The organism is Streptomyces sp. NPDC059917 (assembly GCF_042730635.1).
Taxonomy (GTDB): Bacteria; Actinomycetota; Actinomycetes; order Streptomycetales; family Streptomycetaceae; genus Streptomyces.
Genome location: NZ_JBHWLC010000022.1, coordinates 26,693 through 42,357 on the forward strand (window position 1 = coordinate 26,693; position 15,665 = coordinate 42,357).

General features: G+C 74.5%; 6 protein-coding genes (1 of these 6 cut by a window edge). All 6 read left to right on the plus strand.

Features of this window, described 5'->3' with window-relative positions; translation table 11 throughout:
- Tightly spaced (at most 60 nt apart), the 6 genes in view from ACFWAR_RS15405 to ACFWAR_RS15430 form a layout consistent with a single transcriptional unit that may run on beyond the window.
- A protein-coding gene (locus ACFWAR_RS15405) for an amino acid adenylation domain-containing protein (protein WP_385777145.1) crosses the window boundary here: on the plus strand, nucleotides 1-9,143 show its 3' portion. It extends 889 nt beyond the left edge of the window; only the last 9,143 of its 10,032 coding nucleotides appear in the window; its start codon lies off the left edge, out of view; it ends in the stop codon at nucleotides 9,141-9,143.
- A 60-nt stretch (nucleotides 9,144-9,203) separates the two neighbouring features.
- Nucleotides 9,204-9,992, plus strand: coding sequence for a thioesterase II family protein (locus ACFWAR_RS15410; protein ID WP_385777146.1), 789 nt, complete (start codon nucleotides 9,204-9,206; stop codon nucleotides 9,990-9,992).
- Entirely contained in the window at nucleotides 9,989-13,630 is a 3,642-nt protein-coding gene (locus ACFWAR_RS15415) for an SDR family NAD(P)-dependent oxidoreductase (RefSeq protein ID WP_385777148.1), read from the plus strand. The genes ACFWAR_RS15410 and ACFWAR_RS15415 overlap by 4 nt, the downstream gene beginning before the upstream one ends.
- Nucleotides 13,627-13,839, plus strand: coding sequence for an MbtH family protein (locus ACFWAR_RS15420; protein ID WP_385777151.1), 213 nt, complete (start codon nucleotides 13,627-13,629; stop codon nucleotides 13,837-13,839). The genes ACFWAR_RS15415 and ACFWAR_RS15420 overlap by 4 nt, the downstream gene beginning before the upstream one ends.
- A gap of 4 nt (nucleotides 13,840-13,843) precedes the next feature.
- Nucleotides 13,844-14,776 carry an ATP-binding cassette domain-containing protein gene (locus tag ACFWAR_RS15425; protein WP_385777153.1) on the plus strand — a complete coding sequence of 311 codons (933 nt, stop codon included), beginning with the start codon at nucleotides 13,844-13,846 and terminating at the stop codon, nucleotides 14,774-14,776.
- Nucleotides 14,773-15,600: an ABC transporter permease gene (locus tag ACFWAR_RS15430; protein WP_385777155.1), complete on the plus strand. Its 828-nt coding sequence runs from the start codon at nucleotides 14,773-14,775 to the stop codon at nucleotides 15,598-15,600. The genes ACFWAR_RS15425 and ACFWAR_RS15430 overlap by 4 nt, the downstream gene beginning before the upstream one ends.
- Nucleotides 15,601-15,665 lie beyond the last annotated feature (65 nt).

The following is a 15,665-nucleotide window of genomic DNA, read 5'->3' on the forward strand; positions in this document are numbered from 1 at the left end:
CCGCCGTGCCGTTCGCCGAGGCCGTCGGCGCCCTTCAGCGACAGCAGGGCGACCTGCTCGGCCACCACCACGTCAGCCTCGCCGAGATCAAGCGGGCGGCGGGCGCGGGAGAACTCTTCGACTCGATCCTCGTCTTCGAGAACTACCCGTTCGAGGAATCCGACGAGGGCGCGGACGCCGAGGCCGCGCGGAAGCTCAAGGTCACCGACATCGACGGCGGGGGCGCGACCCACTACCCGCTCAGCCTCGTCACCGGGGTCCTGGGCGACCGCCTCGTCCTGCGGCTCGACGTACGTCCCGGTGCCTTCGACCGGGCGGGCGGCGAGGCCGTCGCCGCCCGGTTCCTCCAGGTCCTGGACACCGTCGCCGCCGATCCCGACCGTCCCGTCGGGCGCATCGAGGTGACCCTGCCCGCCGAGCGCGCGCGGGTCCTGGAGACCTGGAACGCCACCGACCTGGACCTGCCGTCCGCCGTCCTGCCCGAGCTGCTCGACGCCCAAGCCGCCCGCACCCCCGACCGGATCGCGCTCGTCATGGCGGGCGCGGAGGTCGGCTACGGCGAACTGCACGCCCGGGCCAACCGATTGGCCCGTCACCTCGTCGGCCGGGGCGCGGGCCCGGGCCGGCTGGTGGCCCTCGCCCTGCCCCGCTCGGTGGAGCTCCTCGTCGGGCTGCTCGCGATCGTCAAGACGGGCGCGGCGTACCTGCCCGTGGACGTCGGCTACCCGGCCGAGCGGATCGCCTACATGCTGGACGACGCCGCCCCGATCTGCGTACTGGACGCCGCCCTGCTGGCCGAGGTCGACGCGGCGGAGCCGGTGGAGGCGGACACCCCGCTCACCGACGCGGACCGGCTCCGCCCCCTGCACCCGGCCGACCCGGCGTACGTCATGTACACCTCCGGCTCGACGGGCCGCCCCAAGGGCGTCGTCATCCCGCACGCCGCGGCCGTCAACCGGCTCGACGGCATGCAGCGCGCCTACCGCCTGGCCGCCGACGACCGGGTCCTGCAGAAGACCGCGACCAGCTTCGACGTGTCCGTGTGGGAGTTCTTCTGGCCGCTGCTGCAAGGCGCCACGATGGTGATGGCCAAGCCGGACGGGCACCGCGACCCCGAGTACCTCGCCGAGCTGATCCGCGCCGAAGGCGTGACGACCGCGCACTTCATCCCCGCCATGCTCGACGCCTTCGTGCGGACGCCGCAGGCAGGTGACTGCACCAGCCTGCGGCGCGTGTTCTGCGGGGGCGAGGCGCTGCCCGCCGACCTGCACCGGACCTTCCGCGACCTGCTCGGCGTCCCCCTGCACCACCTGTACGGCCCGACCGAGGCCACCGTCGACGTCACCGCGTGGCACGGCGGTCAGGAGATAGGCCCCGGCAACGCGCCGATCGGCTTCCCCGTGTGGAACACCCGCGTCCACGTCCTCGACCACGCGCTGCGCCCGGTTCCGCCCGGCGTCGTGGGAGAGCTGTACCTCGCGGGCGTCCAGCTCGCGCACGGCTACCTCGACCGGCCGGGCCTCAGCGCCGAGCGCTTCGTCGCCGACCCCTTCGGCCCGGCGGGCTCGCGGATGTACCGCTCCGGCGACCTCGGCCGGTGGAACCCCGACGGCTCGATCCAGTTCGAGGGCCGGGCCGACCGCCAGGTCAAGGTGCGCGGCGTCCGCGTGGAGCTGGACGAGATCCGGGCCACGGCGGCCGAACTGCCCGAGGTGGGCCAGGCCGTCGTGACCATGGTCGACGAGCGCCTCGTCGCCCACGTCGTGCCCGCCCGGTCCGGCCCGGCCGCCGCCGACCTGGCCCGCACGGTCCGCGAGCACCTGGCCGCACGGCTGCCCGAGGCGCTCGTACCCGGCGCGGTCGTCGTGCTCGACGCCCTGCCGCTGACCCCCAGCGGCAAGCTCGACACCGCCGCCCTGCCCGCACCCGAGTTCACGGCCGCCCCCGCGGGGCGGGCCGCGACCACTCCGCAGCAGGAGATCCTCTGCGGCCTGTTCGCCGAGGTCCTCGGCCTGCACCGGGTCGGCGTCGACGACGACTTCTTCGCCCTCGGCGGGCACTCGCTGCTCGCCACCCGGCTGGTCAGCCGCATCCGGTCCACCTTCGCCGTCGAACTGCCCATCCGCGCGCTGTTCGAGGCGCCGACCCCGGCCGCGACGGCGGCCCGCCTCGACACGGCGGCCGCCGCGCGCCCGCCGGTCCTGGTCCGGCCCCGCCCGGAGCACCCGCCGCTGTCGTACGCGCAGCGACGCCTGTGGTTCCTGGACCGCCTCGAAGGCCCCGGCGCCACCTATAACCTGCCGATCGCGCTGCGCCTGACCGGGCGCCTGGACCGCGCCGCGCTGCACGCCGCGCTCACCGACGTCGTCGAGCGGCACGAGGCGCTGCGGACCGTCTTCCCCGACTTCGCGGGCACGCCCTACCAGCGGGTCCTGCCCGCCGAGGTCGACCTGCGGACCGAGCCCTTCTCCCCGCGGGCCCTCGACGAAGCGGTCGCGCACGCCTTCGACCTGGAGCGCGAGGCCCCGCTGCGGGTCACGCTCTTCGCGTCCGGCCCCGAGGAGCACACGCTGCTGCTGCTCCTGCACCACATCGCCGGTGACGGCTGGTCCGCCGCGCCGCTCGCCGCCGACCTCGCGAGCGCCTACGCGGCCCGCTGCGCCGGTGAGGAGCCGGGATGGGCCGCCCTGCGCGTGCAGTACGCCGACTTCGCGCTGTGGCAGCAGGAGCTGCTCGGCGGCGAGGAGGACCCGGACAGCCTCATCGCCCGCCAGCTCGACCACTGGAGGACCGCGCTGGCCGGGGCCCCCGAACTCCTCGAACTGCCCACCGACCGCCCGCGTCCCGGGGTGGCCGGGACCGGCGGCGCCGTGGTGGAGCTGTCCGTGCCGGCCGACGCCCACGCGGCGCTCGCGGCCCTGGCCCGCGACCACCAGGCGAGCCTGTTCATGGTGGTCCAGGCCGGTATCGCGGCCCTGCTGACCCGCATGGGCGCCGGGACCGACATCCCCCTGGGGACGGCGATCGCGGGGCGCACCGACGAGGCGCTCGACGACCTCGTCGGCTTCTTCGTCAACACGCTGGTGCTGCGCACCGACGTCTCGGGCGACCCGTCCTTCGCGGAGCTGCTGCGCCGCGTCCGCACGGCCGACCTGGCCGCCTACTCCCACCAGGACGTGCCCTTCGAGCGGCTGGTCGAGGTCATCAACCCGGCCCGCTCGCTCGCCCACCACCCGCTCTTCCAGGTGATGTTGACCTTCGCGAACACCGCGGGCGGCGACTTCGGCATGGCCGGGCTGCGGGTCGAGCGCGAACAGGTCGGCGGCGACAGCGCCAAGCTGGACCTGTCCTTCTTCCTCTCCGAGGAGCACACCGAGGACGGCCGTCCCGACGGCCTGCACGGGGCGATCCAGTACGCCACCGACCTGTTCGACGCCGAGACCGTACGGGCGCTGGCGGACCGCCTGGTCCGACTGCTCACCGCGGCCGCGGCCGACCCGGACCTGCCGGTCGGCGACCTGCCGGTGCTGTCCGCGCAGGAGCGCCACGACGTGCTGGTCGGCTGGAACGACCCCGGCCGCGACGTGCCCCGCGCGACCGTGCCCGAGCTGTTCGCCGCGCAGGCGGCCGCCACCCCCCGAAACCTGGCCGTGGTCTGCGGGGACGACCGGATCGACTACGCCGAACTGGCCGACCGGGTCGAGCGGCTCGCCCGGACCCTGGTCGCGCGGGGCGCGGGCCCCGAGACGTTCGTGGCCATCGCCCTGCCGAAGTCCGTCGACCTGGTGGTCGCGGTGCTCGCCGTCTTCCGCGCCGGGGCCGCCTACCTGCCGCTGGATCCCGACCACCCGGCCGAGCGGCTCGCCTTTGTCCTGGACGACGTCGATCCGGTGCTGGTGCTGACCACCGCGGCGACCGCCCTGCCCGGCACACGTCCGCGCCTGCACCTGGACGAGGACCCCGCCCACGAGGAGGGCGCCGACGCGCCGCTGCCGCGGTTCGCGTCGGACCGGGCCGCCGCCTACGTCATCTTCACCTCCGGTTCCACCGGCAGGCCCAAGGGCGTGGTGGTGGAGCACCGCTCGCTGAGCGCGTACCTGGCGTGGGCCCGCAGCGCCTACGACTCGGTCGGGCGCGGCGCGCTCGTGCACTCGCCGATCTCCTTCGACCTCACCGTCACCGGCGTCTTCGCCCCCCTGACGGCGGGCGGTGCGGTGGACCTCGTCGACCTCAAGGGCGAGGCCCCGGCCGAGCGGCCCGCCTTCGTCAAGGCCACCCCGAGCCACCTGTCGCTGCTGCTCGAGCTGCCGGACGCCTTCTCCCCGACCGAGCAACTGGTCCTGGGCGGGGAGTCGTTGATGGGCGAGCTGCTCGACGAGTGGCGCCGCCGTCACCCCGGCGTCACCGTGGTCAACGAGTACGGGCCGACGGAGACGACCGTGGGCTGCACCGAGTACCGCATCGCCCCCGGGGACGCCGTCCCCGGCGGGGTCATCACCATCGGCCGACCGGTGTGGAACACCCGGATGTACGCGCTCGACGCGAAGCTGCGCCCGCTGCCCGTCGGCGTGAGCGGCGAGCTGTACATCGCGGGCGACCTGGTCACCCGCGGCTACCTCAACCGGCCCGGTCTCAGCGCGACCAAGTTCGTGGCCGACCCCTACGGCCCCGCGGGTTCGCGGATGTACCGCTCCGGCGACCTCGGCCGGTGGAACCGGCACGGCGAGCTGGAGTTCGTCGCGCGCGTCGACCACCAGGTGAAGCTGCGCGGCTTCCGGATCGAGCTGGGCGAGGTGGAGTCGGCCGTCGGCGGCCACCCGGAGGTGACGCACGCCGCCGCCGTGGTGCGCGAGGACCGGCCGGGCGACAAGCGCCTGGTGGCGTATGTGACGCCCGCCGGGCTCGACCTGGACGCCGTCCGGGCGTACGCCGCCGAGCGGCTGCCCGAGTACATGACGCCCTCGGCCTACGTGGCGCTGGACCGGCTGCCCGCCACCGGCAACGGCAAGTTGGACCGGGACGCGCTGCCCGCGCCCGAGGAGGCGGTCGTGGGGGCCCGGGGTCCCCGGGACGCCCGCGAGGAAGCCCTCTGCGCGATCTTCGCCGAGAGCCTGGGCGTGGCGACCGTAGGCGTCGACGACGTCTTCTTCGACCTCGGCGGGCACTCGCTGCTCGCCGCCCGGGTCGTCGCCCGCGTGCGGGACGAACTCGGCGTCGAGGTCGGCATCCGCACCCTCTTCGAGGCGCCCACCGTCGCCGGTCTCGCCGCGCGGATCGCCGCGTCGGGGCCGCCCGAGCGGCCGCGACGGCCCGCGCTCGCCCCGCGCCCGCGGCCCGCGCGGGTGCCGCTGTCGGCCGCCCAGCGCCGCCTGTGGTTCCTGTACCGCTTCGAGGGGCCGTCGCCCACCTACAACGTGCCGCTCGCGCTGCGGCTCACCGGCGAGGTCGACCGGGACGCGCTGCGGGCCGCCCTCGCCGACGTGGTGGGGCGGCACGAGAGCCTGCGCACCGTCTTCGGCGACGAGGACGGGGTGCCGTACCAGCGGATCGTGGCCGACGAGCCGGTCCTGGAGGAGGTGGCCGGCGGCGACGTCACCGCCGCCGCGGCGCACGCCTTCGTACTGGACCGCGAACTACCCATCCGCGGTTGGCTGTTCACCCAGGCACCCGGCGAACACGTGCTGCTCGTGCTCGTCCACCACATCGTCAGCGACGGTTGGTCGATGGGACCGCTGCTGCGCGACCTGGGCACCGCCTACGGCGCCCGGCGCGCGGGCCGCGCTCCCGAGTGGACGCCGCTGCCGGTGCAGTACGCCGACCACGCCCTGTGGCAGCAGGAGGTCCTCGGCGAGGAGAGCGACCCGGACAGCGTCCTGGCGCGCCAGACCGCCTTCTGGCGCGACACCCTCGCGGGCGCGCCCGACCTGCTGGACCTGCCCCTCGACCGTCCCCGGCCCGCCGCCCTCAGCCACCGCGGCGGCACCGAGCCGCTGGTCATCGGGCCCGAGCTGTACCGCGCCGTCGCGGACCTGGCCCGGCGCCGCCACGCCAGCGTGTTCATGGTGCTCCAGGCCGCGGTGGCCGCCCTGCTCGCCCGGTACGGCTGCGGCACGGACGTCCCGCTCGGCTGCGCGGTCGCCGGACGCGAGGAGGAGGCCGCCCGCGAGCTGGTCGGCTTCTTCGTCAACACGCTCGTGCTGCGCACCGACGTCTCCGGCAGCCCCTCGCTGAACGAACTCGTCGACCGGGTGCGGGAGAGCGACCTGGCCGCCTTCGCCCACCAGGACGTGCCCTTCGAGCGGCTGGTCGAGGTGCTCAACCCGGCCCGCTCGCTGTCGCACCACCCGCTCTTCCAGGTGATGCTCACCCTGCAGAACCTCGACATCTCGGAGCCGGAGCTCCCGGGCCTGGTGGTCCGCGGGGAACAGGTCGACGCGGAGTCCGCCAAGGTGGACCTGGCCTTCGTCCTGGAGGAGGACGGGAGCACGGGGCTGAACGGCATCCTGCGCTACGCCACCGACCTGTTCGACCCGCAGACCGTCCGCGGCCTCGCCGACGCCTTCGTCCGGCTGCTGGCCGAGGCCGTGGCCGCGCCCGACGAGCCGCTGGAGCGGCTCGACGTCCTCGGCCCGGAGCTGACCCACCGGCTCGTCGAGGAATGGAACGACACCGCCCGCGAGGTCCCCGCCCTCACCTGGCCGGAGCTGTTCGCGCGCCAGGCGGCCCGTACCCCGGACCGCCCGGCCGTCCAGGACGGCGCCGAGACGCTCGACTACGCGGCACTCGAGCGGCGGGCCAACCGGCTCGCGCACCTGCTGCGCGAGCGCGGTGCGGGACCGGGGGAGATCGTCGCCCTGCGGCTGCCCCGCTCGGCCGATCTGGTGGTCGCCGTGCTCGCGACGCTCAAGACGGGCGCCGCCTACCTGCCGGTCGACCCGGACTACCCGGCCGAGCGGATCGCGTTCATGCTGGAGGACGCCCGCCCGGTGTGCGAGCTCACCGCCGCCTCCTTCCCGGTCCCGCGGGGGCTCCCGGACACGGAGCCGGTCGTCGCCCGCCACCTCGACGACGCCGCCTACGTCATCTACACCTCCGGTTCGACGGGCCGCCCCAAGGGCGTCGTGGTGACGCACCGCGGCATCGCCGGGCTGGTCGCCAACCAGGCCGAGCGCTACGGGGCCGGACCGGACAACCGCGTCGCGCAGCTCATCTCCCCGAGCTTCGACGCGAGCGTCTCCGAACTGTGCCTGGCCCTGCTCAGCGGCTCCTGCCTGGTGATCCCCCCGGGCGCCCTGGCCGGTGACGAACTCGCCGCCTTCCTCGCCGACCGGCGGATCACCCACGCGCACCTCACCCCGGCCGTGCTGTCCGGCCTGCCGCGGATCGAGCTGCCCGCCCTGCGGATGATCGTCACGGGCGGCGACGTGCCCCCGGCGGACGTGATCGCCCACTGGTCGCGGGGGCGCGGGCTCGTCAACGCCTACGGCCCGACCGAGGCCACCGTGGACGTGGCCTCCTGGGTGCACGACGCCCCCGGACGCCAGCCCGCCCCGATCGGCCGGCCCGTCGCCAACGCCGCCGCGTACGTGCTCGACCGCCACCTGCGGCCGGTCCCGCCCGGCGTGCCCGGCGAGCTGTACAGCGCGGGCCCCGGCCTGGCCCGCGGCTACCTGGAGCGCCCCGGGCTCACCGCCCAGAGGTTCGTCGCGAACCCCTTCGTACCGGGCGCCCGGATGTACCGCACCGGCGACCTCGTCCGCTGGGAACGCGACGGCCAACTGGTCTTCGTCGGCCGGGCCGACACCCAGATCAAGCTCCGCGGCCTGCGGATCGAACTGGGCGAGATCGAGTCCGCGCTCGCCGAGCAGCCCGGTGTCTCCCACGCCGCGGCCGCCGTCCACGGCGAACGGCTCGTCGGCTACGCGGTCGCGGCCCCGGGGGAGACCCTGGACCCGGGCGCACTGCGCGGGCGGCTCGCCACGGCGCTCCCGGCCCACATGGTGCCCGGCGTCGTCATGGTGCTGGACGTGCTGCCGCTGAGCCCCAACAGGAAGCTCGACCGCAAGGCCCTGCCCGTGCCCCGGGCGCCCGAGGCGACGGCCGGGCGAGACCCGCGAAGCCTGCGCGAGGAGCTCCTGTGCGGCCTCTTCGCGGAGGCGCTCGAACTGCCCCGGGTCGGCGTCGAGGCGAACTTCTTCGAACTCGGCGGCCACTCGCTGCTCGCGATGCGCCTGGCCACCCGGATCAGCACGGCGCTCGACGTGGCGACCGACGTGCGGACCCTCTTCGAGGCGCCCACCCCGGCCCTGCTCGCCGCGCGGCTCGACGCCCCCGACGACACCGGGCCGTTGGTGGTACTGCGCCGCGCCGCGGACCGTCCCTCGCTGTTCTGCGCACCGCCCTCCCTCGGACTGAGCTGGTGCTACGCCGGACTCCTGCGCGGACTGCCCGGGGACGTGGGCCTGTACGGGCTGCAGGCGCGGGGACTCGACGGCCCGGGACCGCTGCCGCGGTCGCTGGCCGAGTGGGCGCTCGACGCCGTGGAGCAGATTCGCTCCGTACAGCCGCGGGGCCCCTACCACCTGCTCGGGTACTCGACGGGCGGCAACGTCGCGCACGCCATCGCCACCGCCCTGCAGGAACAGGGCGAACAGGTGGACCTGTTGGCCATCATGGACGCGCGGCCGGGCGACCCCGGCCAGCGGGGCCCGGTGGAGGAACACCGGCTGCTCACCGCCGCCGACGTGCTCGCCCGGATCAGCGACGACGCGGGCGGTGATCCCGAGGACCGCGGGGACGAGGCCGAACAGCGCGAGCGGGGCCTCACGTTGGTCGAGGACGTCCTCGGCGGCGCGGCCGACGAACGGCTCTTCGACGTCATGATCAACACGATCATGGTGGTCACCGCGCACCGGCCCGCCGCCTACAAGGGCGAGGTCGCCCTGTTCACCTCGGGCGGCGCGGAGGGTGGCGCGAAGCTGGCCGCCCACTGGGCCCCCTACGTGGACGGGGAGCTGAGGACGACCCCGTACGACTGCGCGCACGACGACCTGTTGGACGCGGCCGTGCTGCGCGACGTGGCCACCCGTATCGCGGGCACCTTCGAATGCGGCCCGGAAATGGCCGTAATAGAGGACCGATAAGGCCGCTCAATACCGTGGTCCTCATTCCTGTTGTCCCGCAGATTTTGAGGCGGCTCGGTCATGCCTGACAGGCTCATAGCAGAAACTCCATTCGTCCGCCGTGCGCGGCGGACGAACCGGAGGGTTCGTCTCTTCTGCTTTCCCCATGCGGGAGCGGGGGCGAGCGCTTTCACCGCGTGGCCGGCGCTCTTCCCGCCGGAGGTGGAAATCGTGGCCGTGCAACTGCCCGGCCGCGAGGACCGCGTCGGCGAGCCGCACCCCGCCTCCGTCGCGGTCGCCGTGCGCATGGTCGCGGTGGCGCTGCGGCCCTACCTCCAGGGCCCCTACGCCTTCTTCGGCCACAGCGGCGGCGCCCTGCTGGCCTTCGAGCTGGCCAGGGCGCTGCGCAAGCGGGGTACCCAGCCCGGACACCTCTTCCTGTCCGGGCAGGGCGCCCCGGGCGCCGACAGCGGCGCACCGGAGCTGCACCGGCTCTCCGACGAGGACTTCGGCGCCGCGCTGCGCGGCCTGGACGGCACGTCGGAGGGCGTCTTCACCGACCCCGAGCTGATGAAGCTGCTGCTGCCCACGCTGCGCGCCGACTTCACCCTCTGGGAGAACCACCGGCACGTCCCCGGCGAGCCGCTCGACGTGCCGATCACGGCACTCGGCGGGGACACCGACCCGCGCGCCCCCGTCGGCGCCCTCCAGGGCTGGCGGGAGCAGACCACCGGGGCCTTCGCCACCCGGGTCTTCCCCGGCGGCCACTTCTACCTCGACGACTCCCAGAAGGAGCTCACCACGATGCTCGGCAGCACCCTGCTGGGCCGCGAGCCCGCCCACGCGGGCCAGGGGGAACGGATCCGATGACGATGCCCGGACACGACGCGGTGGCCCGGCTGAGGGCCGCGGCCGAATCCGTCGCGGGGGTCGAGGAAGCCGTACCCCTGCTCCGCCGGGAGGCCCGGCGCGACCGGGTGCGCCCGGCCGCGCCCCGCGCCACGGACGCCCCTCCCGCGCACTCCGCGGCGCCGGCCCTCGCCCACGGCGGCGAGCTGCCCCCCGACCCCGACTTCCCGACCACGCTGCAAGAGGCCCTGCGCCGGGCCGCCGAACTCGCCCCCGAGCACGGCACCGTGTACCTGACGGAGGACGGCGAGCGCGTCCAGAGCTACGCGCAGCTGCTCGCCGACGCGCAGCGCCTGCTCACCGGCCTGCGCACCACCGGCATCGCCCCCGGCGACTCCGTGCTGTTCCAGTTCGACGACAACCGCGCCTTCGTCACGGCGTTCTGGGCGTGCGTCCTGGGCGGATACCTGCCCACCCCGGTCGGCGCCGCACCCGGCTACGACCGGGAGAACGCCGTCACGACCAAGCTCCGCAACGCCTGGGAGCTGCTGGACCGGCCGCTGGTCCTCGCCGACGCCTCCCTCGCCCCGGCGGTGGCCAAGCTCTCCGCCCTCTGGGGCGTCGACGACCTGCGCGTCGCCGTCTTCGAGGACCTGAGCGACGGCCCCGAGAGCACGGACTGGTTCCCGGCGACCCCGGACACCCCCGCCGTGCACCTGCTCACCTCCGGCAGCACCGGCGTGCCCAAGGTGGTCCGGCACGCCAGCCGCAGCATCCTGGCCCGCACCCGGGCCACCGCGGCGGCCAACGGCTTCGACTCCGCCGAGGTCGCGCTGAACTGGATGCCCCTCGACCACGTCGGCGGCATCGTGATGTACAACGTGCGCGACGTCGTCCTGCGCTGCCGCCACGTCAACGCCACCATCGACGCCTTCCTCGCGGACCCGCTGCGCTGGCTCGACTGGATCGACCGCCACGGCGTCACCAACACCTGGGCCCCCAACTTCGCCTTCGCGCTGGTCAACGAGCGCGCCGAGGCCATGACCGGCCGGTCCTGGGACCTCACCACGCTGCGCCACCTGTGCAACGCGGGCGAAGCCGTCGTCAGCCGCACCGCGGACCGCTTCATCGAGCTGCTCACGGCGCACGGGATGCGGGCCGACGCGATGCGCCCCTGCTGGGGGATGTCGGAGACCAGCTCGGGGGTGACCTACTCGACGCTGCGCGCCGGGGACCCGCTCGCGGGCCGGTTGCGGGTGGACAAGGCCTCCCTCGGCGGCGCGCTGCGCTGGTCCACCGAGGCCGACGCCGACGCCGTCACCTTCACCGAGGTCGGCCCGCCGATCCCGGGCGTCCGGCTGCGCGTCGTCGCCCCCGACGACACCGTGCTGCCCGAGGACCACGTGGGGCGGCTCCAGATCACCGGGCCGACGATCATGGAGGGCTACTACCGCAACGAGGCCGCGAACGCACAGGCGTTCACCGCCGACGGCTGGTTCGTCACGGGCGACCTCGCCTTCCTGCACGAGGGCCGACTCACCATCACCGGCCGCGAGAAGGACCTCATCATCGTCCAGGGTGCCAACATCCTGAGCTACGACGTGGAGTCCATCGCCGAGCAGGTGCCCGGCACCGAAGCCACCTGGGTCGCCGCCTGCGGCTGGTCCGGCGCGGGCGACAGCACCGACAAGCTGGTGATCTTCTTCGTCCCCGCCGACGGCGACCGGACCGCGGTCCACGACACCATCACCGCGATCAGGGCACGGGTCGCCGAGGCCCTCGGCCTCCAGCCCGACCTGGTGATCCCGGTGGAGCGGGCCGACTTCCCCAAGACGGGCAGCGGCAAGATCCAGCGCGCCCAGCTGATCGCCGACCTCGACGCGGGCACGTACGCGCAGTGGGTCGACGAGCCGGGCGGCTCCTGGTACTTCGAGCGGACCTGGACCCCGGCCCCCGCCGACCGCGGCGCGCTGCCGCCCGGCCCGTGGCTGGTCAGCGAGGCGCTCCGGCCGGAGCTGGCCGCCGTACCCGGCGTCCCCGAACTCCGCGCGCTCCCCGGGGCCGGGGCCCCCGTGCCCGCACCGGTCGGCGCCGTGGTGCACCTGGCCGAGGGGCCCGACGCGCAGAGCGTCGCCCTCGACGTGCTGCGCCTGCTCCAGGACCTGGCCGCGCACCATCCCGCGCCCCCGCTCCTGGTCGTTACCAGCGGCGGTCTGTGGACGGCCGAGGGAGAGCGCCTCGACCTCACGGCCGCGGGCCTGCCGGGACTCCTGCGCACGGCCGCGGCGGAGCGGACCCTGCCGTCGGTGCGCCAGCTCGACGTGGCCGACCCCGCCGCCCGGGGCGCCGCGATCGTCACCGAACTCGCCTGCCATGACGGGGCCGACCTCGTCGCCCACCGCGCCGCGCGGCGCCTGGTGCCCCGGTTGCGGCCGATCGCCCTCGACGACCGGGGCGGCGACGCCTTCGTCACGGGCGGCCGCTACCTGATCACCGGCGGCCTCGGCGGCGTCGCCCACCCGGTCGCGGAGTACCTCCTGGCCGCCCTCGGCGCCAAGCTGCTGCTGGTGGGCCGCGGCCCGGCCGACCGGGGCGAACGCGCCGAGCGGCTGGCGGACCTGGCCGTCCTGGGCGACGTGGCCTACCGGGCGCTCGACGTGGCCGACCCGGTCGCCCTGGGCGCCGCGGTACGCGAGGCGGAAGCGCGCTGGGGAGCGCCGCTGGACGGGGTGCTGCACCTGGCCGGCGCCGACGTCTCCCACCAGTGGGGGCAGCTGGAACTCCACCAGGTCGTCCGGGAATCGCCGCAGGGCTTCCTCGACGCCTACCGCGCCAAGGTGAGCGGCACCCTCGCGCTCGCCGGGCTGCTGGAGGACCGCCCCCGCACGCCGCTGGTGCTCTTCTCCTCGGTCAACGGCGAGTTCGGCGGCAGCTCGTTCGCGGCGTACTCCTCCGCCAACGGCTTCCTGCACGGCTTCGCCGACCACTGGGGCCGCGAGCGCGGCCGCCCCGTGCACTGCCTCGCCTGGAGCACCTGGAGCGGCCTGGGCATGAACCGGGGGGCGCCCGAAGGCGCCGCCGCGGCCCGCGGGTTCCGCACCCTCGACCCCGACGAGGGCCTCGCCTCGCTCCTCGCGGTGCTGGGCCAGGACCGGCCCACCGTGCTCGTCGGCCTCGACGGCCGCAACGGGCACATCGCCCGCGCCCTCGCCCCGGAGAGCCTGCACACGGCGGAGGCGATCGTCGTCTACACCGGCACCGCCGCCGAGGACGACGTGCGAGCGGCCGTGGCGCCGGTGGCCCGGGAGCTGGACCACCCCCTGCGCACCCTGCGCGTCGAGCGGCTGCCCGACGACCGGGAGCAGCTGCTCACCGTCGCGGTCGCGGCGCTGGAACGCGGCGGACGGCCCTTCGTGGCACCGGGCACCGAGCTGGAGAAGGCCCTGGCCGACCTCTGGAGCGGCGTGCTCGGCCACGAAGTCGGCCGCGACGACCGCTTCTTCGACCTCGGCGGCAGCTCGCTGCGCGCCGCGCAGCTCGTGAACCGCATCAACAGTGCGCTGACGGCCCGGCTGTCGGTGCACCACCTCTACGAACACCCCACCGTCGGCGCGCTCGCCGCGGTGCTCACGCCCCGGTTGGAAGGAGAACGAGTATGACCAATCCGTTCGAGGACGCGGACGGCACCTACCTGGTGCTCGTCAACGACGAGGGCCAGCACTCCCTGTGGCCGACCTTCGTCGAGGTGCCCGCCGGCTGGCTGACCGCCCACCCGGCCGACACCCGCGAGGCCTGCCTCGGCTACATCGAGGCCCACTGGACCGACATGCGCCCGCGCAGTCTGGCCACCGCGATGGACGCGCAATAGCGCCATGACTCTGGCCATCGAGGTCGAGGGTCTGGTGAAGCGCTTCGGCGCCCACCGGGCCCTCGACGGAGTCGACCTCGCGGTGCCCGCCGGGCAGGTCCTGGGCCTCCTCGGCCCGAACGGAGCGGGCAAGACCACGACCGTGCGCGTCCTGGCGACCCTGCTGCGGCCCGATGCCGGGCGTGCCCGGATCTTCGGGCACGACGTGGCGAAGGAGCCCCACCAGGTCCGCCGCTGCATCGCACTGACCGGGCAGTTCGCCTCGGTCGACAAAGAGATATCCGGCAGGGAGAACCTGTACCTCATCGCCCGCCTCCTCGGCGTACCCGCCCGGCGGGCCCGGGCGCAGGCGAACGGGATGCTGGAACGGTTCCGGCTCGACGACGTGGGCGGCAAGCTCGCCCGGGAGTACTCCGGCGGCATGCGCCGGCGGCTCGACCTCGCCGCCTCGCTCATGGGCGAGCCGAGGCTCATCTGCCTCGACGAGCCGACCACCGGCCTGGACCCGCACAGCCGCAACGAGCTGTGGGCCATCGTCAAGGAACGGGCCCGCGCCGGCTCGACCGTCCTGCTCACCACCCAGTACATGGAGGAGGCCGAGGCGCTCGCCGACTCGGTCGTCGTCGTGGACAAGGGGCGGGTGATCGCCGCGGGTACGGCCTCGGAGCTGCGGGCCCGGGTGGGCGGCCGCACCTTGGAGGTGCGGCCCGCGCACGCCCGGGACCTGGAGGCCCTCGCGGGCAGCCTGACCCTCGAGGGGCTGGACGGCCGGATCGACCGGGAGGCCTGCCTGGTCCGGCTGGCGCTCGTGGAACCGGACGAACTGACCCGTGCGGTACGGGCCGTCACCGCCTCCGCGGTGGACGTCCTGGCCGTGGACACCCGGGTCGCCAGCCTCGACGAGGCCTTCATCGAACTGACCAGGAGCGCCGCGTGAGCCCGACCACTGACCTCGCGCCGACCGTCGGGCCACCCGCTCTCGCCGGTTCCGCCCGCAACGGACCGCGCGACACCCTGCGGCAGTCGCTCGCCATCGCCCGGCGCAACATGCTCCAACTCCGCGGCGACCCCGGACAGCTCCTCGACTCCGTGGTCATGCCGATGGTCTTCACGCTGATCTTCCTGTACGTCTTCGGCGGCGCCATCTGGGGGGACCGGCCCGGTGACTACCGGCAGTTCCTGCTCCCCGGGATCATGGTGCAGACGCTGATGTTCGCGTCCCGGTCGACCGGCTACATGCTGGCCGTCGACTTCGACAACGGGGTGATGGACCGGTTCCGGTCCCTGCCCATCGCGCGCTCGGCGGTCCTGACGGGCCGGATCGTGGCCGACATGACCCGGCTCCTGCTGGGGCAGGTCGTCATGCTCCTCTTCGCGGTGCTCATCGGCTTCCGGGTGGAGACCAGCGTCCTGCACGCGGTGGCCGCCGTCCTGCTCACCCTGCTGTACGGCACCGCGCTGGCCTGGGTCTCGGCCTTCATCGGGCTCTCGATCCGCAGCCCCAACACCGTGCAGTCGGTGGGCTTCCTGTGGATGATCCCGTTCCAGTTCGGCAGTTCCATGCTGGTCCCGACCAGCACGATGCCCGGCTGGCTGCGGACCTTCGCCGAGGTCAACCCCACGACCCTGGTGACGGACGCGTGCCGCAACCTGCTCGGCGGGGGACCGGTCGCCGTGCCCGTCCTCGGCACCGTGCTGTGGAGCGCGGGCCTCATGTGCTTCGCGGTTCCGCTGGCGATATCCCGTTATCGACGTCGCTGAAAAGTGATCGATAACGAGAGGGAAACCCTCCCGAATACCTTTTCCCCATTCCAACTCCCCGAGTG

Coding starts and splice junctions, on each gene's coding strand:
- ACFWAR_RS15410 (WP_385777146.1), top strand. CDS start 9,204: ATGCCTGACAGGCTCATAGCAGAAACTCCATTCGTCCGCCGTGCGCGG.
- ACFWAR_RS15420 (WP_385777151.1), top strand. CDS start 13,627: ATGACCAATCCGTTCGAGGACGCGGACGGCACCTACCTGGTGCTCGTC.
- ACFWAR_RS15425 (WP_385777153.1), top strand. CDS start 13,844: ATGACTCTGGCCATCGAGGTCGAGGGTCTGGTGAAGCGCTTCGGCGCC.
- ACFWAR_RS15415 (WP_385777148.1), top strand. CDS start 9,989: ATGACGATGCCCGGACACGACGCGGTGGCCCGGCTGAGGGCCGCGGCC.